The 20,156-nt window shown below is 41.4% G+C and carries 18 protein-coding genes; 9 read left to right on the plus strand and 9 right to left on the minus strand.

The annotated features are described in order from the left end of the window. The first annotated feature begins 15 nt into the window (after positions 1-15). A complete protein-coding gene (locus tag ACYVIL_RS17265; protein WP_460313723.1) occupies positions 16-1,515 on the plus strand; it encodes a wax ester/triacylglycerol synthase domain-containing protein in 1,500 nt (499 codons plus the stop codon). Here the strand turns inward: ACYVIL_RS17265 and ACYVIL_RS17270 are convergent. Next, positions 1,512-2,237 (minus strand): DUF1439 domain-containing protein, encoded by a 726-nt coding sequence (locus ACYVIL_RS17270; RefSeq protein ID WP_460313725.1) that lies wholly within the window; start codon positions 2,235-2,237, stop codon positions 1,512-1,514. The two genes, ACYVIL_RS17265 and ACYVIL_RS17270, sit on opposite strands and share 4 nt — an antisense overlap. Before the next feature lie 230 nt (positions 2,238-2,467). Between ACYVIL_RS17270 and ACYVIL_RS17275 the strand changes: the two genes are divergently transcribed. Beyond that, positions 2,468-4,087: a GMC family oxidoreductase gene (locus ACYVIL_RS17275; RefSeq protein WP_460313727.1), complete on the plus strand. Its 1,620-nt coding sequence runs from the start codon at positions 2,468-2,470 to the stop codon at positions 4,085-4,087. A 6-nt stretch (positions 4,088-4,093) separates the two neighbouring features. Here ACYVIL_RS17275 and ACYVIL_RS17280 read toward each other — a convergent pair whose 3' ends face one another. Beyond that, the gene (locus ACYVIL_RS17280) at positions 4,094-4,717 is read right to left on the minus strand and encodes a TetR/AcrR family transcriptional regulator (protein WP_460313729.1); all 624 of its coding nucleotides are present in this window, start codon (positions 4,715-4,717) and stop codon (positions 4,094-4,096) included. A 176-nt stretch (positions 4,718-4,893) separates the two neighbouring features. Here ACYVIL_RS17280 and ACYVIL_RS17285 point away from each other — a divergent pair, with 176 nt between their 5' ends. Both ACYVIL_RS17285 and ACYVIL_RS17290 read left to right on the plus strand, forming a co-directional pair. Then, positions 4,894-5,781 (plus strand): crotonase/enoyl-CoA hydratase family protein, encoded by an 888-nt coding sequence (locus ACYVIL_RS17285; protein WP_460313731.1) that lies wholly within the window; start codon positions 4,894-4,896, stop codon positions 5,779-5,781. 21 nt (positions 5,782-5,802) lie between these two features. Next, complete coding sequence (locus tag ACYVIL_RS17290; RefSeq protein ID WP_460313733.1) at positions 5,803-7,842, plus strand: FAD-dependent oxidoreductase; 2,040 nt, start codon at positions 5,803-5,805, stop codon at positions 7,840-7,842. Positions 7,843-8,055: 213 nt separating this feature from the next. Here ACYVIL_RS17290 and ACYVIL_RS17295 read toward each other — a convergent pair whose 3' ends face one another. Next, positions 8,056-8,637 (minus strand): superoxide dismutase, encoded by a 582-nt coding sequence (locus tag ACYVIL_RS17295; protein ID WP_303475124.1) that lies wholly within the window; start codon positions 8,635-8,637, stop codon positions 8,056-8,058. 337 nt (positions 8,638-8,974) lie between these two features. On the opposite strand from ACYVIL_RS17295, the gene ACYVIL_RS17300 reads away from it, so the two are divergent. Continuing rightward, positions 8,975-9,316, plus strand: a complete 342-nt coding sequence (locus ACYVIL_RS17300) for a Grx4 family monothiol glutaredoxin (protein ID WP_303475126.1) — start codon at positions 8,975-8,977, stop codon at positions 9,314-9,316. Between the two features lie 66 nt (positions 9,317-9,382). On the opposite strand, the gene ACYVIL_RS17305 is transcribed toward ACYVIL_RS17300, so the two are convergent. After that, positions 9,383-9,577, minus strand: coding sequence for a (2Fe-2S)-binding protein (locus ACYVIL_RS17305; RefSeq protein ID WP_303475127.1), 195 nt, complete (start codon positions 9,575-9,577; stop codon positions 9,383-9,385). Between the two features lie 277 nt (positions 9,578-9,854). Between ACYVIL_RS17305 and ACYVIL_RS17310 the strand changes: the two genes are divergently transcribed. Next, complete coding sequence (locus ACYVIL_RS17310; protein ID WP_216050339.1) at positions 9,855-10,460, plus strand: peroxiredoxin; 606 nt, start codon at positions 9,855-9,857, stop codon at positions 10,458-10,460. 69 nt (positions 10,461-10,529) lie between these two features. On the opposite strand, the gene ACYVIL_RS17315 is transcribed toward ACYVIL_RS17310, so the two are convergent. Together ACYVIL_RS17315 and ACYVIL_RS17320 are read right to left on the minus strand one after the other, a co-directional pair. Beyond that, positions 10,530-11,129: a Yip1 family protein gene (locus ACYVIL_RS17315; protein ID WP_303475131.1), complete on the minus strand. Its 600-nt coding sequence runs from the start codon at positions 11,127-11,129 to the stop codon at positions 10,530-10,532. Positions 11,130-11,525: 396 nt separating this feature from the next. Then, entirely contained in the window at positions 11,526-12,428 is a 903-nt protein-coding gene (locus tag ACYVIL_RS17320) for a LysR family transcriptional regulator (RefSeq protein WP_460313736.1), read from the minus strand. Positions 12,429-12,746: 318 nt separating this feature from the next. Between ACYVIL_RS17320 and ACYVIL_RS17325 the strand changes: the two genes are divergently transcribed. The 3 genes from ACYVIL_RS17325 (at position 12,747) to ACYVIL_RS17335 (ending at position 15,782) form a co-directional block, all read left to right on the plus strand. Then, complete coding sequence (locus ACYVIL_RS17325) at positions 12,747-13,112, plus strand: CidA/LrgA family protein (RefSeq protein WP_460313738.1); 366 nt, start codon at positions 12,747-12,749, stop codon at positions 13,110-13,112. Continuing rightward, entirely contained in the window at positions 13,112-13,783 is a 672-nt protein-coding gene (locus ACYVIL_RS17330) for an LrgB family protein (protein ID WP_303475135.1), read from the plus strand. Before ACYVIL_RS17325 ends, ACYVIL_RS17330 begins: the two co-directional genes overlap by 1 nt. Positions 13,784-14,018: 235 nt before the next feature. Beyond that, positions 14,019-15,782: a glycoside hydrolase family 9 protein gene (locus ACYVIL_RS17335; RefSeq protein WP_460313740.1), complete on the plus strand. Its 1,764-nt coding sequence runs from the start codon at positions 14,019-14,021 to the stop codon at positions 15,780-15,782. Positions 15,783-15,844: 62 nt separating this feature from the next. Here ACYVIL_RS17335 and ACYVIL_RS17340 read toward each other — a convergent pair whose 3' ends face one another. From ACYVIL_RS17340 to ACYVIL_RS17350, 3 genes are read right to left on the minus strand one after another with little or no spacing between them, the layout of a single operon-like run. Further along, a complete protein-coding gene (locus ACYVIL_RS17340; RefSeq protein ID WP_460313742.1) occupies positions 15,845-16,570 on the minus strand; it encodes a hypothetical protein in 726 nt (241 codons plus the stop codon). Between the two features lie 60 nt (positions 16,571-16,630). Continuing rightward, a complete protein-coding gene (locus ACYVIL_RS17345) occupies positions 16,631-18,490 on the minus strand; it encodes an alkaline phosphatase (RefSeq protein ID WP_303475138.1) in 1,860 nt (619 codons plus the stop codon). A 14-nt stretch (positions 18,491-18,504) separates the two neighbouring features. Beyond that, positions 18,505-20,088 carry an alkaline phosphatase gene (locus ACYVIL_RS17350; RefSeq protein WP_303475139.1) on the minus strand — a complete coding sequence of 528 codons (1,584 nt, stop codon included), beginning with the start codon at positions 20,086-20,088 and terminating at the stop codon, positions 18,505-18,507. Positions 20,089-20,156: the final 68 nt, after the last annotated feature.

The raw sequence follows: 20,156 nt of genomic DNA on the forward strand, positions 1-20,156 counted from the left end.
TAAGGAATATTGAGATTGACTAAGAAACTATCATTTCTCGACAAAACATTTTGGATTACTGAGTCTGATGATAACCCAAAACACGTTGCCAGTTTGCAGCTTTTGGAAATGCCAGAAAATGCTTCCTCTACCTATGTTGAAGATTTGTGTAACGAGGTAAAACAATTCGACAAAGGTGTGAGCCCTTTCAATGGCACAGTTAAAAGTTTTATGGGGTTTCCCATTGGCCTTAATGAAATTGATACCTTAGATATGGATTATCATGTTCAATATCATGTGGTTGACGATGTAAATGATAAAGAAGCGTTGCATAAATTTGTCGCCAAACTACATGAACAGTGGTTGGATCGTGACAAACCCCTTTGGCAGTACCACTTCATTACTGATAACCACAGTAATGTGTATGCCATTTATGCCAAAGTGCATCATTTATACGGTGATGGGGCGACATTAATTCGTTGGTTCCAAGCAGGTTATTTACCCGAAAAAAATACTGATACTTTTATACCGGTTTGGGCAGCTAAAAGACGTACTCGTAAGCGCAGAAAGTTAGGGATCTTAACGTTAATTTTTGGCGGTGCCTTTGAGTTATTTATGGTGGTGTTCGACTTACTTTATATTGTTCTGCGCTTACTGATGAAGTTAACGCGAATCAACTCTACTTATATGCCGTTACCTTTCTCAGGAACCAAAACCTTATTAACGGGCCAAGTCAAAAAAGGCCGGGTTGTTTCAACGGTAGATTTGAACTTTGCCCGGGTAAGGGGATTAAGTAAGCGTGCCAGGGCATCTGCTAATGAGATTTTACTTTGCTGCTTTGACATTGGGGTACATCGATTTTTGATGGATAGAGGTCACACCTTTAAAAAAGCCCTATACACCAACATGCCAATTAATTTGCGTAAGCCTGGCGATCAGGCAGCAGGGAACAAAATAGCCATAGTCCCCGTACGTTTAGCCCACGGTAAGAACGACCCCTATTTACGCTTGCGTCAAATAATTGAAAATCACCGCATTGTAAAACGCGCAGCAAAGCGTTCCAGACCTCTAGCATTCAGTTATTACACTGTGCTAATACAGTCTTATTCGTTAATATTTGAAATGTTACGATTATCGGATTTTGTCCGTCCAATTGCCAATATTCTTATCTCTAATGTGCCTGGCCCCACAGATATACGTTACTTAAAAGACAGTAAGTTACTTTCTTGCTATCCCATTTCAACTATGACGCCAGGTGGGGGAGTAAATATTACTTTAATTACCTATGCGGGAACGGCTAATGTTGGGATTGTTTGCTGTGATAAAAACGTAAAATCCCTGGAAACGTTGTCGGTTTACTTCACCGAAGCTTTTGAAATGCTTGAAAAGTGTATTGATGATCCTTCTCTGAATATTGATGATATAGGTGAACGCGTGCGGCAAACGGATCTATCGATTGTCGATGATGAGGTTTATGATCAAGAAGACGAGCATGATCATTTGGAAACCGAAGAAGCCACAAAAAAATCTGCTTAAAACTTAAACCGAATGCAGCGTTGCTCTACACAAACACTGCGGCCATGTTGTATGAACAATGCTTCTTGCCAATCATCGGGGTCTAGTTTGTAAACGAATTCTGGATTGTGTTTGGTTTTGTCTAACAGGCTTGAAATCTGCGGTTTGTGGTAATCCAGTACTCGTTGCTTGCTGCCCGATAAATAAAGCTTTAGATAATCTGCTGCAACATCTGAACTACCAGCAGTCATTAATCCCAGTGCTGACTTAAAAGTACCTGATATTAAGCTCTGCACGCTTTTAGGAAAGACTAAGGAAAGTAACTGTTTAGAATCGTTAAGTAATGCATATTCGTCATTAATCAATCTGATTGACGCTAAATTCAAAGAATCAATTTCCACCGTTTTGCTCACGGCATTGTATTTCGGCGTTAGCTCTAAAATAATCAACAAATGAGCTCGGTAAAGTGGATTGCCAACAGCATCTATATTGAGGCTTGAGTAGAGCTGCACTTTCACAACATCACTATTATGGGGGATGTCTATCTCGGCCTCGAGAATGGCCAATTTGCCATTTCCCACTGGAACCTCCACGTCAAAGGTTTGGGGAAAATGTGGCCGTGCTAATGCATTTAACTCTTCAATGGTATAATCCACATGGCGCAATTTGCCAAGTTTGATCATCCATTTCGCCATCCATTCGTGGAGTGCTAATGAAAATCGTTTTCGAAGAGTGTTTGCCACTTAGTTTTAACTTATTTACCTTAATCTATTGTTAAGTGTGAAGGTGAGGGGCTTTTAATGTCAAGTTTGTCGTTATTTATTTAGATCAACCTGTACATTAAAGTAACAACCCGTTTTATTTTTTGATAAACTAACTGGTATGACATCAGAGCAGTTGACCTGTCTTGTGAACTCAAATAACTATTTATTCGTAACCTTAACTAATTACAACCTTTAAAGCAGAAACCGGCATGCATGAATTAAAACAGACCCAATTTGATTTTATTGTTATTGGCGCAGGTTCCGCTGGTTCTACTTTAGCATCTCGTTTAAGTGAAAATCCTAATGTTCAGGTTTGTTTACTTGAAGCCGGTGGCAAAGACTCAAATCCTTTAATCCATATTCCATTTGGTTTGTCGTTGTTATCCAGAATTAAAAATGTCGGTTGGAATTATAATACGGCAGCACAAGTCAATTTAGATAACCGTGAACTATATTGGCCTCGCGGTAAAACCTTAGGTGGCTCTAGCTCTATTAACGCTATGTGTTATATACGTGGTGATCAGAAAGACTATGATGATTGGCAAGCTCAAGGGGCTCAGGGCTGGGATTGGCAATCCGTTAAACCTTATTTTATTAAATCTGAACGTCAACAACATGGCGCCAGTGAAAACCATGGCGATGAGGGTTTGTTGCATGTCAATGACCTGCGGCATACCAATAGATTATCCCAATCGTTCGTTAAAAGTGCAGAACAAGTTGGCGTGCCGATATTACAAGACTTCAATGGTGAGGAACGAGAAGGGTTCGGGTTTTATCAAGTAACCCAAGTCAATGGACAACGATGCTCAAGTGCAAAAGGCTATTTAAAGCCCGCATTAGAGCGCTCTAATTTAACCGTGCTTACCCATGCACAGGTGGAGCACATTGTGATTGAAAATAACGTTGCCACCGGTGTTAAACTGCATTTTAAAGGCAGCTTGATACATCTTAATGCTAAGCGGGAAGTGTTGCTGTGCGGCGGGGCAATCAATAGTCCACAGGCGCTCATGTTATCTGGAATTGGCCCTAAAGCTCATCTTGCAGAGCATGGCATAAAAGTTAATGTTGATTTACCCGGTGTTGGGCAGAATTTACAAGATCATTTGGATGCAATTGTTCAACAGCGCTGTAAAGCCCGAGAAAGTTACGCTGTGGCGCTCCCGTCATTGCCAATGTATGTCAAATCCGTATTCCAGTATTTATTTGGACGTAAAGGATTAATGACGTCGAACATTGCCGAGGCTGGTGGATTTGTTAAATCTAAATATGCTACGGACCGCCCTGATCTGCAATATCATTTTTTGCCCGCAATTTTATTAAATCATGGACGCAGCACTGCGTTTGGTTATGGGTACGGTATCCATGTGTGTTGTTTATATCCTAAAAGCGTAGGTGAAATTAGATTAGCATCATCAGATCCCCTGGAACCCGCTATTATCGATCCAAACTATTTAACTCATCCAGATGATATAGCTGTGATGATCGATGGTGTACGCAAAGCCCGTGAAATATTAGCCACTAGGGAGTTTGATCAATACGGCGCGCGGGAAATAGGGCCAGGAATCGCTGCTCAATCTGATGAGGAAATTTTAGCGTACTTACGTAAACGGGCAGAAACCATTTATCACCCTATTGGCACCTGTAAAATGGGAAATACTGAGGATCCGATGACGGTGGTCGATAGCGAACTAAAAGTGAAAGGGGTTACAGGTTTAAGAGTGGTTGATGCATCGGTGATGCCGAGTTTAATTGGTGGTAATACTAACGCTCCAACTATCATGATAGCTGAAAAAGCGGCTGATATGATAAAACAGCAATATAACCTATAGTTTTATCTAACCTATCTGCTGATTATGTATTACAAACATGCGTAAGGCAGTTTCACACATTTCATCGATATGACCAGCATCTGCATAAATACCATCGATTAGCAATCGTGCAATTCCATGAATGGTCCCCCAAGTAACTTGAGATAGCCTTAGTGTATCTAACCTGGCTGGTAATAAGCCTTTGTGTTGCCAATCTCGGGTCATTTTAACTTGAAATTGGAATGTCGGGTAGGCGATATCTTTCAGTGAGTCTGTGGCGCTATTTTGTTTCCATATTGTTCGACCAAACATAAGATCATACATTTCTGGGTTCTGCGCAGCGTAAGTGATATATCCATGGATAAAAGCTCTTAATTTCTGCTCTTCATTTAAATCTGGATTCTCGAATAACTCCTCCATCTGTAGTTTCCAATGGCTAAACCCTTGCTCAGCTATGGCACATAAAAGCTCATTTTTGTCTTTAAAATGATGATAAGGCGCTGTGCGCGAAACACCCACCTGATCGGCGAGCTTGCGCAATGACAGGTTCTCCACACCATAGTCTTTGAGCATAGAGGACGCCGTTTGTATAAGACTAGTGCGCAAATCACCGTGGTGGTATCGGGCTTTGAGGGGCTTTTTATCGGTCATTCGGGCACTTTATCATAGATCTTGACAGCGTCAACATCTTACCTTATCTTGACGTTGTCTAGATAAGGTAAGTTTAAGCGTTCCGGCAAGGAATTCATCCGATTTATAGGTACGCATAAGCTAACTAAACAGCCTCAACTTTGTAGGCGTGCTTTACTTATTGTCGGTGTACTAGCTTGGAGAAGACCACCTTGGAAAACGTAGATAAAAATTTTGATTTTTCACAATTAACCACATTAACGGTAACAATAGAAAATCATATTGCCCATATTCAGTTGTCTCGACCAGAGCAACTTAACAGCATGATCCCAGCGTTTTGGCAGGAATTGCCTGACACTGTTCGAAAAATTGATCATGAGTCGGCAGCGAGAGTGATCGTTATTTCAGCCCTAGGAAAACATTTTAGTGCGGGTATGGACTTATCCGTATTTTCGCAAATGGCAAAAGACTTTAAAGGCGAACCCGCGCGCAGAGCGGAAAGACTAAGACGTTCAGTTTTGGAATTACAAGACTCCTTTAATGCCCTTGAACAAGTCAGAATGCCGGTGTTAGTTGCTACCCATGGTGGAGTTATTGGCGGCGCGGTAGACATGATTTGCGCGGCTGATTGTCGATATTGCACCCAAGATACGTTTTTTACCATCAAAGAAACAGAAATCGGTATGACTGCCGATGTGGGTACCTTGCAAAGGTTGCCTCATCTTATTCCCCAGGGCTTAGTAAGGGAGCTGGCGTTTACAGGTAGGAATTGGAGTGCGCAAGAAGCGTTGGCTCAGGGCTTTGTGAATGCTGTGTTTGAAGATCATGAGACCATGCTTTCGACAGTGATGAAGCTTGCTAAAAAGATTGCGGCCAATTCCCCAATGGCAGTAGCAGGATGTAAAGAGATGATTAACTATACGCGTGATCATAATGTGCAAGATAGCCTTAATTATATGGCGACATGGCAGTCTGGCATGTTCCAAATGCCTGATATTCAAGAAGCTATGGCATCACAAACCGAAAAACGCCTGCCGCGATACGCTGAGTTATTAGATAAAAGCTCGATGATGAGCCACAAATAATTGTAAAACAGGACCAATAGAATGACTGCAGATGTAAACCTTAGTACACCCTTTCCAAATTTGTTTCGACCTCTTGATTTAGGCTTCACTTCGATTCGCAATCGCGTGATCATGGGGTCGATGCATACAGGTCTTGAAGAGGCTGAAAATGGTCATATTCGTATGGCCGCATTTTTCAAAGAGCGCGCTAAAGGTGGCGTTGGCCTTATTGTTACCGGTGGGTTTGGACCAAATGAAGTAGGGGCAACTCATGCGAAAACTAATTTGCTCAATAGTGATAAACGTATAGATGAACATAAATTTATTACTGATGCAGTGCACGCGGAAGGTGGCAAAATATGCATGCAAATTTTGCATACAGGACGTTATGCTTATAATCCCAAGCTAGTTGCACCTTCAGCGGTTCAAGCGCCAATTAATCCTTTTAAGCCCAAAGCGTTAGATGAAGAAGGGATTCAACAACAAATCGACGATTTTGTATTCACCTCGAAACAAGCCCAAAAAGCTGGCTACGATGGTGTTGAAATCATGGGCTCAGAAGGTTATTTTTTAAATCAATTTATAGCCAGCCGCACTAATCATCGCGATGATAAATGGGGGGGAGAGTACCGTAATCGGATTCGCCTACCTATTGAAGTTGTCCGCCGTGTAAGAGAAGCCGTTGGTGATGAATTCATTATTATTTATCGACTATCCATGCTCGACTTAGTGGAAGGTGGTTCAACTTACGATGAAGTTGTTGAATTGGGTTTAGAGATTGAAAAAGCCGGTGCAACTATTATTAATACTGGGATTGGCTGGCATGAAGCGCGTATTCCCACCATCGCCACCAAAGTTCCTCGCGCTGCCTTTACGTGGGTGACGGCTAAATTTCGAAAAGCGTTAAACATTCCAGTGATCACCTCTAATCGCATTAATACGCCTGAGGTTGCCGAAGAAGTCTTAGCCCGTGGTGATGCCGATATGGTTTCTATGGCTAGGCCCTTTCTCGCTGATGCTGATTTTGTTGTTAAAGCAATGGAGAATCGTGCTGATGAAATCAATACTTGCATCGGTTGTAACCAAGCCTGTTTAGATCATGTTTTTGAAGGCAAAGATACCAGTTGTTTAGTAAACCCAAGAGCTTGTCATGAAACTGAGCTGAATATAGTCGCAGCCGATGTGATTAAAAATATGGCTGTAGTTGGCGCAGGGCCAGCTGGATTAGCAGCAGCAGTTTCCCTTGCTCAACGGGGTCATAAAGTGACCTTATTTGATAGTGCCAGTGAAATTGGCGGACAATTCAATATAGCGAAGCAAATTCCAGGCAAAGAAGAGTTTTATGAAACCCTTCGCTACTTCTCAAAACAATTAGAATTACATCATGTAGAGGTGAAATTAAATACTCGAGTAGATGCTGAACGCTTGAACAGCGGTGATTTTGATGAAGTATTGATTGCGACTGGAATTAAACCGAGAACCCCGCAAATACCCGGCGTTGAGCATCCAAAAGTATTAAGTTACTTAGATGTGATACGAGATAAAAAGCCGGTTGGTAATTCAGTAGCGGTTATTGGTGCTGGTGGAATCGGTTTTGATGTATCTGAGTACTTAGCCCATAAAGGTGAATCTACCAGTCAAAATATTCCAGCCTTTATGAAAGAGTGGGGGATAGACATGACTTTCAGCGCGCGAGCGGGTGTTGAAGGCGTGAAGCCTCAACCTAGCGCTTCTGGAAGAGAAATCTATTTGCTACAACGTAAAACCACGAAAGTAGGGGCTAATTTAGGAAAAACTACAGGGTGGGCCCATCGAGTAGGATTGTTAGCCAAAGGTGTGCATATGGTAGCCGGTGTCGAATATTTAAACATTGATGACCAAGGTTTACACATTAAGGTAGACGATGAAGTACAAGTTTTAGATGTGGATAACGTGATTATTTGCGCCGGGCAAGATCCGTTGCGTGAATTAGCCGATGGTTTAAACAAACCCTATCATTTGATAGGGGGAGCGGATGTAGCAGCAGAACTAGACGCAAAACGTGCCATCAATCAAGGTACCCGATTGGCCGCTACATTGTAGTCGGTGGCTTCAGCCCCGAGGGGTTGTGTTGCCATCCCATGGCCTAAAGACCATGCTACAGGCATTGTTGTAGTCGGTGGCTTCAGCCCTGAGAGGTTGTATTGCCATCCCATGGCCTAAAGACCATGCTACAAACTCCGCAGACAATTTAGCAACACCCATAAAAAAACCAGTCATTCGACTGGTTTTTTGTTTTAACGTTTTAACGCAGAATTAAGCGAAGTTAGATGCCGCGAAATCCCAGTTAACAAGTGCCCAAAAACCACCTAAGTAGTTAGGACGCACGTTACGGTAATCAATGTAGTAAGCGTGTTCCCATAAATCTACAGTAATAAGAGGTGTTAGACCTTCTTCTGTGATTGGCGTACCTGCGTTACTGGTATTGACGATATCTAGGCTGCCATCAGCTGTTTTTACCAACCATGTCCAGCTAGAACCGAAGTTATTAACCGCTTTATCATTGAAAGCCGCTTTGAAGTCATCAAAAGAACCCCATTTCGCAGTAATTGCATCAGCTAAAGCACCAGTTGGTTCGCCGCCGCCATTTGGACTTAGGCTGTTCCAATAAAATGTGTGGTTCCAGATTTGCGCAGCATTGTTAAATACACCGCCGTCTGATTGCTTAACCACATCTTCCAATGACATATCAGCCATTGCAGTACCTTCAACTAAACCATTTAACTTAGTTACATAAGTAGCGTGATGTTTACCATAGTGGTAATCAAGAGTTTCAGAAGAAATATGCGGTTCTAGAGCGTTTCTTTCATAGGGTAACGGGGGTAGTTCAAAAGCCATGTAAATTCTCCATTAATGTGAGCTTAGCGTTTATTAAATTACTTTCAGCTAAATGCTAGCGTGAATTTCAAGAATGTAAAGCATCAATATCAGCTTTACATTCTAATATAATTATATGATTTATAAATGATGATCTGGGGATAAGATGCTTATTATCAACCCGAATTACAAATACTTTTTACGTAGTCGTTAGATTATTTCTGAATTTGCATTTATTCAACTACTGCCAGTGATTGTGACAAATCTATGTAATTTAGCAAACCTTTTGGAAAGGAGAGCTTGAAAGAGGTAAACTAACACCCATATTGAAACTAACTTATATTTAGAGAGTGGTAAAATGGACACTGTAGAGAAAATCAAACAACAAATTAATGAAAACCCAATTTTATTATATATGAAAGGGTCTCCGAAGCTGCCAAGTTGCGGTTTTTCTTCTCAAGCTTCACAAGCGCTAATGTCTTGCGGTGAGCAATTTGCGTATGTCGATATTTTGCAAAACCCTGATATTCGTGCCGAATTACCTAAATATGCAGATTGGCCAACATTCCCGCAACTGTGGGTTGACGGTGAATTGGTTGGTGGTTGTGACATCATTATGGAAATGTTTCAGCAAGGTGAATTACAGCCTTTGATTAAAGAAACGGCAGAAAAAAATGCTGAAGAAGGCAAAGAAGGCTAGACTTTTCCTAACCTTAGAAACGAAAAAAGGAGCTCAATGCTCCTTTTTTGGTGAATAAAGTTCGATTTAACTCACTTCTTTGAATAAACTCTCGTCAACAATTGTGGTATCGATAATATCTTGAGCCATTTGGATACAGCGCCCACATTGACTACCAACACCCAACTTAGCGCGTAATTCACGGGTACTACCAATACCGTCTTCGCGGACAACTTTTTCAATAGCTTTATCAGTAATGCCGTGGCACAAACAAACGTACATTCAAATACACCTCAATCGTTATGCAAATGATAATAGTTGTTATTTGTATCGAATACAAGTATTAAATTGGCTATTTGTTATACTTTAAACGGGTTTATTACGAGCGACAGCGGGATCCAGTGTTCAAATCTAAATTAATTTTCAAATAAATTGAAAAAACTTAATTGTTTTCCTTGGGTTTTAATAAACTAGTCTTATATTCTGCTTATCAGTAATGAAAATATTACCTATCATGCATTTGCGTTTAAAATGCTTTCACTAATAAATGGAGAAAAAAATGAGTGTACTAGTTGGTCGTCCAGCCCCAGATTTCACTGCAGCAGCAGTTCTTGGCAGCGGAGAGATTGTTGATAGTTTTACCCTTAGCGAAAACATTAAAGGTAAAAAAGCAGTTATCTTTTTCTATCCTTTAGATTTCACTTTTGTATGTCCTTCAGAGTTGATAGCGTTTGATAAACGTTATGAAGAGTTCACTAAGCGCGGCGTTGAAGTTATTGGTGTATCAATTGATTCACAATTTAGCCATAACGCATGGCGTAATACCCCAGTAAACGAAGGTGGCATCGGTCCAGTGAAGTATACTTTGGTAGCTGATACTAAACATGAAATCTGCCAAGCATATGATGTAGAACATCCTGATGCAGGCGTGGCTTTCCGTGGCTCTTTCTTAATTGATGCAGAAGGTAACGTACGTCACCAAGTCGTTAACGACTTACCACTAGGTCGTAACGTTGATGAAATGCTACGCATGGTTGACGCCTTGAACTTCCATGAAGAGCATGGTGAAGTGTGTCCAGCTGGCTGGCAAGAAGGTAAAAAAGGTATGGATGCATCTCCAGAAGGTGTAGCTAAATATCTTGCAGAGAATTCTGACGCGCTTTAAGAAACAATAGATAACAAAAAACCGCGTCGCTGCAAAGTGACGCGGTTTTTTTTATGCTATTTGAAAACGTTAGTGGGTAAACACCGGATCACCAATGACACTCCACATCAGCACCGAACCCACCATAAGTACCACAAGCAGAATCAGACCACCTGTCACTACAGCGCTCGAATAAATAAAACCTTTGTCCTCAGGTATGTGTAGCATGATCGGAACCCCTGAGTACAACAGGTAAATAGAATAGGAGATACCAATAAAGGCTACCACCATAACAAACCAAAGCGCGGGATAAAACGCGGCAAACCCGCACATAAATAAGGGTGTTGCCGTATAAGCAGCTAGTTCTAAAGACTGTGTATAGCTTGGGTTAGAGTCAAATACTTTGGCCAGTTCATAAATGATAATTGCCAAAGCAATGACGCCCGCAATTAGGCCAAAATACATACCTATGCCTAGTGATGCCGCCGACATCTGATCTAACTTAATAACTTCCCCAACGCCAATACTCCAACCCAAATGATAGGAAGAGTAATAACTTAAAAGAGCAGGAATAAGTGAAATGATGCCTATATGACTCAAGCTATAGAAATAACTTTCATGCCTTTCGTCAATTGCATGCCATTCTTCTTTTGGATGAGTATAAAAACCCCATAAGTGATTTAGTACCAAGATATGACTCCTTTGATGGCTTTTTGAACGATCGTTAATTATTAAATAACCAATAAATAACAATCTATTAACAACAGTTTCTTTTACAAACGATTTTTCGTCAACTGATTTGTTTACTTTTACGCCAAATAATTAGTTTTGGTTGCATTATGACTAAAATATTCAATTCAATTGCGTATGCAAATAACTATTTAAAGAGCTATGTAAAGAACGAGGGGTGGAATTGGGGAGGAAAAAGCGTGGGTTTTAGATATTTGCTGTTGCATCCAACCAATATTGCAAAACAGGATTTCTCGCATTTAACTTAAATAAAAAATTTTGGATCGGTAAATCAGTTGAAATAGGCTAATTTTGGTTTGATATTGCGTCACAGTCTAAGGCTTCACTGGTGCAACTTTATACCACTTTCACTTGTTTAGATAAATTCATAAACGTAGTTAAATAATCCGGTGGTGCTTCATTGGCGCGAATTCCTAAGTGTATTGATTTTCGAATTCCGTTTTTCGCTATCGCACTAATTAACGATATTGGTTTGATATCCATGTGTTGTTGATACTCTTCTACTAACCAACGTGGCAGTGCAGCAATACCGCGATTTGCGGCTACCATTTGCAGCATAATTTCCGTATTTTCAATGAATTTGTGTTGTTTTACACTGGCGCCCGCTGGGGTTAAAAAATGACTGAAAATGTCTAACCGGGTAGGTTCTACGGGGTAAGTTATCAGAGTTTGCTCTGTTAAATCTTGTGGCACAATTTGTTTTTTAGTGGCTAGCAAAGATTTCCCAGATACAACCAAAACGTGTTCATAATCAAAAACTGGGGTGTAAATCACGTTTTGATGGATCAACGGATCAGGGGTGATAAGTAAGTCTATGTCATACCCAAGTAAGGCGCTTAAGCCGCCAAACTGAAATTTTTGGCGAACATCTACATCTACGCCTTCACAAGCTGTGAGAAAGGGATTCACTACTTTTAGTAGCCATTGATAACAGGGGTGACATTCCATGCCAATTCGTAGAATGCCTTTTTTGCCTTGGGCAATTTGGTCTAACTGCTGTTCCGCATACTCAAATTGCGGTAACAAGCGGTTAGCTAGCCCAAGTAGTTGGTTACCTGCTTGGGTTAGGCGCAATTTACGCCCATTTTTTTGCCATACTGGCACCTCATAATGGAGTTCTATTTTTTTTATTGCATGACTGAGGGCGGATTGGGTTAAACAAAGTTGTGAAGCCGCTTGGGTAACCGTTCCTGTTTCGGCAACGGCTTTAATGATACTGAGATGACTACGATCCAACATAGTTGACTAATCTTATGAAGAAAATTCATGAATAAACCAAAATGTACCATTATAGTTCATTTATTCAAATGCTTAATGTGGGAAAATGGTGGGCTATTTGAATATATTGATAGTTAAATATTTAAATTAGTCAAAAAGTTAAATAGTAAATTGCGTTAGTTTTTTGCCCCATTGATAAACATCCTCCTTAAGTAACCTGTTTAATTGAAATAGTACTTACGGACTATTAATTTCCTGTTTAATTTAACCTGGTGCGCAGACTTGTGATAACATTCTGGTATTATCAATGTATCTATTATTAATGGGCATTAAATCAGTGTGTTAAGTACGATCTTTAAGCTTTTCTTTTCCATCGCTATGATCTTCTTATTTTTGTGGACAGGCATTTCAATTCAAGCCTTATCAGGAATATCATTCCCCGGCAGTATCATCGGTATGTTGCTCTTATTTTTCTGTTTATCAGTCGGCATTGTCCCCGTTCAATTTTTGCAAGGGGGAGCCAAATTAATGCTAAAACATATGCTGTTGTTCTTCATTCCTATTTCTGTAGGACTAATGAATTATTTTGATGTTCTCTATCAACAAATGGGGCTGTTTTTAGCTTGCACCCTAGGTGCAAATATTTTGGTCGCTATACTGCTCAGTTATTTGTTTAGAATGCTTAACTCTGGGGAGAAGGAATAATGTGGATTGGCTTAACAATCATTGCTTATGTTGTTGCCTTGTTTGTTTTAAAACATCTGAAAGTGCCGTTTCTGAATTCATTGTTGCTAGGCATGACAATGGTTATGTTGGTGCTCTACGGATTCGATATACCCTATGAAACTTATTATGCACAAACCAGTTGGATAAACTATTTCATGCAAGCTGCGGTAGTGGCGTTAGCTTATCCATTGTATGAGCAATTGCCACAAATTCGCTCTAACCTAAAGTTCATTTTGCTATCGTGTTTTAGTAGCTGTTTTATCTCAATTTTTTTAACGGGTTTTGTTGCCTGGTTGTATGATACGCCAGCACCACTTTTAGCATCCATTATTGTAAAATCTGTCACCACGCCTATTGCCGTGGAAATTAGTGCAAGTTTAGATGGGCAAACCGCTATAGTGGTGATCTTAGTGTTAATTGCTGGATTAACAGGCGCAACCTTGTTTTATCCTATATTTCGATTATTAGGGGTGAAAGATGCGGCGCATCGTGGGATCATTTTAGGCAGTCTTTCTCATGCTATTGGTACTTCTGTCAGTGTGAAGCATTCCTCTAAAGATACCGCTTTCAGTTCGGTCGCACTGATCATAACCGCGATTTTTTCATCATTTCTTGCTCCCTTGGCGTATCAATTTTTTATATGGATTTAGTCGTTCAGCCGATTCATTATGTTTTTTCGAAATTACAAAAGAAGAAAAAGCAATGAAAACTGACTGGTATAAATTTCCTTATTAATCCATTCTTTCACACTGTGTTTTAGGGAGCCAAAATGCTTCAGATATGCGTTTAGGCTTTAATTGCGGTTGATTCATTGGTGAGGTGCTTGCTTAGACCCGTACTGCTTGTCATGAATCCATTTTATCGCCCATTAATTGAGGGAACTAAATGCTTAAATTTCATCAAAAAACATTGCTGTCTGGTTTAATATGCTGCGCAGTAACCTCGGCTCTAGTCGGCTGTAAAACAGCAGATAAAACTTCTCCCGCTCTCAAGGCACAAGGGATAAAAAAATCAGAGCAATCCATTCAGGTTAATCAACTGGGATATTTCATAAATGGTGAAAAAGGGGCTATTGTGTCAGGTACCCAAGAGACCTCTTTCCGGTTGCGAAATTTGCAAGGAGATTTTGTATTTGAAGGCCCATTGAGTGAGCCGAAAAGCTGGTCTGCCCGAGGACCTGAGAAATTTCAATTTGCCAACTTTTCGAGCTTTTCTGAGCCCGGTATTTATAATTTAACCATTATGGGAGCAGGATCTGAGCTTTCCCGGCAAATAAAAATTGATGAGCAAATTAACCAACAAGCACATAATGCGGCCTTAAAATATTTCTACTTTAATCGCGCGGGGATGGCATTAACTGCGCCTTATGCGGGCAAATTTCAACGTCAAGAAGGGCACTCAGATCTAAACGTGATTGTGCATCCCTCCGCAGCCAGTACTAGTCAACCGGCATTTAGCACAATCAGTTCACCTAAGGGGTGGTATGACGCAGGTGATTACGGTAAATATACGGTAAATGCCAGTATTGCTACCTATACATTATTAGCTGCCTATGCTGATTATCCAGACTATTATGACAATCTTTCACTGACAATTCCTGAGAGCAATAATCAGCTTCCCGACATTGTTGATGAACTTATGTGGAATCTTGAGTGGTTGCATACCATGCAAAATGAGGAAGGTGCGGTTTATCATAAACTCACTACCTTGCAGTGGCCAGGTAAAGATATGCCGGCCGAGGACACTGCAGATCGTTATGTCATTGGTTTCTCGACATCTGCTGCATTGGATTACGCAGCCACCCTTGCCGCGGCGAGCCGCATTTTACGCCCTTTGTTTGCGGATAATCCCCAACAACTGGAACAGTGGTTAACAAGTGCTCAAAAAGCATGGGACTGGGCGAGTGCCCACCCAGATTATGTCTATCAGCAACCTGCAGATGTGAGCAGTGGTGAGTATGGGGATGATGATTTTGCAGATGAGTTTGCTTGGGCTGGAGCTGAATTGTTTTTAGCCACCAAAGAACAGAAATATTGGCGGGCATTTCAACAATACAATAAACAGCTTAAAGAGCCTGACTGGAGCAACGTTGCAGCGCTGGGTTACTTTAGCCTGGCCAGAGAAGGGAAGCCATTTTTAGCGTCTAAGGATTTTCATACACTTCAATCAGAACTGATAGACTACGCCGATGCTGCTATAAAAATATATGAAAACACAGGGTACGGTGTGACGATGAACTCGGACGATTTCGTGTGGGGAAGTAATGCGGTTGTCTTAAATAAAAGTATTATGTTGCTGAACGCGTTTCGCATTACAGGCGATGAAAAGTATCGACAGGTTGCCCAAGGAAACCTTAATTTTGTATTCGGCCGCAATCCCACAGGTTATTCCTTTTTAACTGGCTTTGGTGAAAAAAGCCCGAAAAATCCACATCACCGCATCTCTGCTGGCGATAAAATAGATGAACCTGTGCCCGGTATGTTGGCTGGGGGGCCACAACCTGGGCAACAAGATAAATGCGATTATGAGAGTAACTTTGCGGCTGCGAGCTATCTTGATGACTGGTGCAGCTATGCGAGTAACGAAGTGGCGATTAACTGGAATGCGCCTTTGGTTTACGTACTGGGTAGTCTACTAGCCAGTGAGTAAATAACCGATAATGGCTAGAGTTTCTATCATAGTAAAATGAATTACTATGATAGAAACCAAAATTAGTGTGTGTGCTTTCCTAACGCATGTCCCTTATCGTCAAAAAAGCCACTGGCACCTGGTTCGATGAAACCTTGCGTCACCATTTTGGTTAAAAACGGATCTGAATGGTCGTCACCGATATCGGCAAAATCAGTGGTTTGATAACGCATTAGTGTTTTAAAACGCTGAGCAATAACTTGCTTATCAAAGGTGACTGAATCCAGCTGCCAGTTAATTTCTTGACCTCTGGTGATAATTTTAAACGATTGAATTAGCTGCAATTCTGGTTGCCAATGTAGTATTAGTTTTTGCTGTGGGTTGGTATATTCGAATACATCCACAGTATTACAACCGGTACCCGAAGTGCTTTTGTGTTCCATTGCTTTGAGCATTTTATCGCTAATCAATTGATAGCGAAAAGACCAATCTTTATCTTGCTTTCCATGCACACGCTCACCAGGTTGATATTCTATTGCTCTTTGGTAATTATCAAAGTAGCGAGTGGGTTTGATGGTGTTTTTATGTGATTTTTCCCATCCCTCAGTTATTTCAGTTTGTGGATAAACATGAATAACAGCGTTTACACGTCGCCACAATTCGAGTTTTTTAGTTTGCTCTTGGGCATGTTTTACTGAGGTGACTATAGTGTATTTAGCAATTAAATCATCGGCTTTCGAGGCGCAGTTTTGGGCAATTGAAGAAAAGCTAAAACCGCAGAATATACATAGTATAACGAAACGTTGCATTGTGACTCCAAAAAACAAAGAGGTAGCCTGAAGGCTACCTCGATGATGTTAAGTAATTGATTATTGAACTACTTCATTGGCAGTTTCAACCAAGTCTGCAGCGTAATCCATAACATGGAATATCACGCTTTGTTCATTTGTGCCATTCACTAACCAAGCACCAGGACCTTTTGCATGTATACCTACATCTTCTCCAGAATGGGTTTCTGAACCAAGGGGGATTAGCGCTTCTTGATGATAACCAGAGGCGGTAGTGTCAACATCTGTCAGGTCATGGCGACCAGCGGCATTAGCAAAGCCATAAGCTGCATCTGCATCAGTCTCGTCGCCCAAGTTTTGGAAACCAAGCCCGTTAGTGTAACCCAAAGTGGTGTATGGCATGCCGTCCGCAGCGGTGGCTGGTTCGTCAGCGCCAACATTGACTACTTTACCCAGAATTGGATTGCCGCGTTTAGGATATCCAGCAATAGTGAAAACATGACCGTGATCAGCCGTGACTATTATCAGGGTATCTTCGTCACTGGTTAACTCATCTGCTTTAGCAACGGCTTCAGCAAATGCAATAGTGTCAGTTAACGCGTTGTAAGCACTTCCAGCATGATGACCGTGATCAATACGGCCCGATTCAACCATTAAGAAGAAACCATTGTCGTTATTATCAAGTACTTTGATGGCTGTCTCTGTCATTTCAACAATAGACGGTTCGCCAGCAATATCATTGCCACGGTCAGCTTCATACTGCATATGTGATTCATTAAAAAGACCAAATAGTTGTGGCGTGTTTTCAGTATCAATAACATCGAAACCTGATTGATCATAGACGTAAGTACCTGCAGGATAATTTGCCTTCCATTCAGCGGTTAAATCACGACCGTCAGTGCGATCTCCTTCGACGCCACTTACTGCATCAGGGCTGTTGAAACTGGCATCATTAGGTAAAAAATGACGACGTCCGCCACCCATAACGACTTCGATACCATCGATATCAAGACCTTCATAACGATCTTCTAGGTTGGTTTCGAAATTGACCAGTTGATCTGCAATATCGATACAACCCGCTTCAGCCGCTTCAGTCGACATATCTGAAATATCTTCCCAGTTTCTATCAGCGGATTTAGCATAGGTTGCTGCTGGCGTGGCGTGAGTAATACGCGCGGTTGAAATGATGCCAGTTGACTTACCTGAAATTTCAGCAAGTTCAAGGGCGGTTACAAGTTCATTTCCGGAAACGGTACTGCAATCACCTCGTTCAATAGCCTCATCAACACCAATGACACCAACATCCGTTTTCACACCACTCATCATAGCTGTCATGGTACCAGCTGAGTCGGGGGTTTGTGCATCCACATTGTAAGTTTTAGATAATCCAGAAAACGGAAAACGTTCAAAACTCAATTGGTTTTCTTCACCGTCATTGCCATTTAATTGGCCGGCTAATATGCGACTGGCCGTAACCGTTGAAATGCCCATACCATCACCAACGAACAAGATTACGTTTTTAGCTTTACCACGAAGTTGTTCAATTGTTTGTGCTGAGTCAGAGCTCGTTGCTTGTTGCCAAACTGTCTTGTTCTCTTCAACTTCTACAGCGCCAGTGACAAACCAGTCATTATTAAGACTGGTTAGCAGTTCAGTTGATGACAGGGCATTTGAGCCAGGTGAACATACAAAGTTTGTAGCGGTTATTTCGTCTGTTGATAAGGCTCCATCTCCGTTTGCATCTATGCCAGAATCAATTTGCACACCACCTACTGGACAATTTTCATTGCCACTAGATAACTGGGTTTGTAAAGTTAAGCTATTCAGTCCATTGCTGCCATTAGAACCGTCTGTTCCATTTGCACCATCATCACCGTCTAAGGTACAAGCACTTAGTCCAGCAATAGCTATTGAGATCATACTTAATTTAAAAAGGTTCATTTTCATCACTCCGCTTATTCTTCTACCAGATTCAAAGCCTGATTAATCAGGTGGAATATCACGTTTTGTTCAATTACGCCTTGCACAAGTTGGCTACCAGGGCCAATAGCGTGTAGCGCTACGTCTTCCCCTGAATGGGTCTCAGAGCCAAGTGGGATAAGCGCTTCTTGGTGATAACCGGAAGCGGTAGTGTCAACATCTGTTAAGTCATGGCGGCCGGCTGCAATATCAAAACCGTAAGCTGCATCTGCGTCCGTTTCATCAGCTAGGTTTTGGTAACCTAAACCGTTTGTATAGCCCAAAGTGGTGTATGGCATGCCATCAGCAGCAGTAGCCGCTTCTTCTTCGCCCACATTTACTACTTTGCCTAGAATCGGATTTCCACGTTTAGGATAACCTGCAATAGTAAATACATGACCGTGATCAGCCGTGACTAAAATGAGGGTCTCAGAGGGATCGGTATTTTCATATGCATATTGAACGGCTTTTTCCAGCTCCAATACATCAGTTAACGCATTGTATGCGCTTCCTGCATGGTGGCCATGATCAATACGACCTGATTCCACCATTAAAAAGAAGCCTTTTTCATTGTTATCAAGCACCGATATGGCTTTCGAGGTCATTTCGCTTAAAGAAGGTTCGCCTGCTACATCATTTTCGCGATCGGCTTCATATTGCATATGAGACTCATTGAATAATCCAAATATTTTGGACGTGGCTTCCGTATCTATGGCATCAAAACCAGCTTGATCCATAACGTAGCTGCCATCTTCGTATTTCGCTTGCCATTCAGCGGTGAGATCTCTTGAATCTGTGCGGTCACCTTCAATGCTGCTGACAGCATCTGCACTATTGTAACTGGCGTCGTTGGGTAAAAAGTGACGGCGGCCACCACCCATTATGACTTCAATACCATCCACATCTATACCGGAGTAGCGTTGTTCTAAAGTCGCTTCAAAGTTCACTAATTGGTCGGCAATGTCAACACAACCTGCAGTAATTGCAGCTTCAGGCATATCCGAAATATCTTCCCAATTCCTATCGGCAGATTTTGCATAAGTCGCTGCTGGCGTTGCGTGGGTGATGCGAGCAGTAGAAATAATCCCTGTTGATAAGCCTTTCACCTCAGCTAATTCTAACGCGGTAACCACTTCGTTACCTGCCACTGTGCTGCAGTCGCCACGTTCAATATCTTCATCTACACCAATCACGCCAACATCGGTTTTTAAACCGGATATCATGGCTGTCATCGTACCTGCTGAATCTGGGGTTTGTGCGTCAACATTGTAGGTTTTTACTAATGCAGTATATGGGTACGATTCGAAGCTTAGGTAGGCTTCTTCACCTGAGTCGCCTTGCAGCTGGCCTTTCAAAATACGCGAGGCAGTTAATGTAGAAACCCCCATACCATCGCCTACAAACAATATGACATTTTTCGCTTTGAATTGATTATCAACAGCAAACTTTTCTTGCATTTTAGATTGTGCATCGGTAAACCACGCACTATCAGACTGATGTTCAGGTAATACATTAGCATGCATACCTGTAGAGACTGCGAGCGCAAGGGCGCTGGCGGTAACTTTCCAGTTGAGTTTCATTCTTATTTCCTACGATTAATATGGTGTATTGTCAAAAGACTGTGGCTAACAGTTAAAGGTGCAGAATA

The organism is Aliiglaciecola aliphaticivorans (assembly GCF_054782055.1).

Excerpts from the sequence above, each read along its gene's own strand:
- ACYVIL_RS17280 (WP_460313729.1), bottom strand. The coding sequence starts at position 4,717 with ATGACCGATAAAAAGCCCCTCAAAGCCCGATACCACCACGGTGATTTG.
- ACYVIL_RS17335 (WP_460313740.1), top strand. The coding sequence starts at position 14,019 with ATGCTTAAATTTCATCAAAAAACATTGCTGTCTGGTTTAATATGCTGC.
- ACYVIL_RS17330 (WP_303475135.1), top strand. The coding sequence starts at position 13,112 with ATGTGGATTGGCTTAACAATCATTGCTTATGTTGTTGCCTTGTTTGTT.
- ACYVIL_RS17275 (WP_460313727.1), top strand. The coding sequence starts at position 2,468 with ATGCATGAATTAAAACAGACCCAATTTGATTTTATTGTTATTGGCGCA.
- ACYVIL_RS17340 (WP_460313742.1), bottom strand. The coding sequence starts at position 16,570 with ATGCAACGTTTCGTTATACTATGTATATTCTGCGGTTTTAGCTTTTCT.
- ACYVIL_RS17350 (WP_303475139.1), bottom strand. The coding sequence starts at position 20,088 with ATGAAACTCAACTGGAAAGTTACCGCCAGCGCCCTTGCGCTCGCAGTC.
- ACYVIL_RS17305 (WP_303475127.1), bottom strand. The coding sequence starts at position 9,577 with ATGTACGTTTGTTTGTGCCACGGCATTACTGATAAAGCTATTGAAAAA.
- ACYVIL_RS17310 (WP_216050339.1), top strand. The coding sequence starts at position 9,855 with ATGAGTGTACTAGTTGGTCGTCCAGCCCCAGATTTCACTGCAGCAGCA.
- ACYVIL_RS17300 (WP_303475126.1), top strand. The coding sequence starts at position 8,975 with ATGGACACTGTAGAGAAAATCAAACAACAAATTAATGAAAACCCAATT.
- ACYVIL_RS17345 (WP_303475138.1), bottom strand. The coding sequence starts at position 18,490 with ATGAACCTTTTTAAATTAAGTATGATCTCAATAGCTATTGCTGGACTA.
- ACYVIL_RS17295 (WP_303475124.1), bottom strand. The coding sequence starts at position 8,637 with ATGGCTTTTGAACTACCCCCGTTACCCTATGAAAGAAACGCTCTAGAA.
- ACYVIL_RS17320 (WP_460313736.1), bottom strand. The coding sequence starts at position 12,428 with ATGTTGGATCGTAGTCATCTCAGTATCATTAAAGCCGTTGCCGAAACA.
- ACYVIL_RS17290 (WP_460313733.1), top strand. The coding sequence starts at position 5,803 with ATGACTGCAGATGTAAACCTTAGTACACCCTTTCCAAATTTGTTTCGA.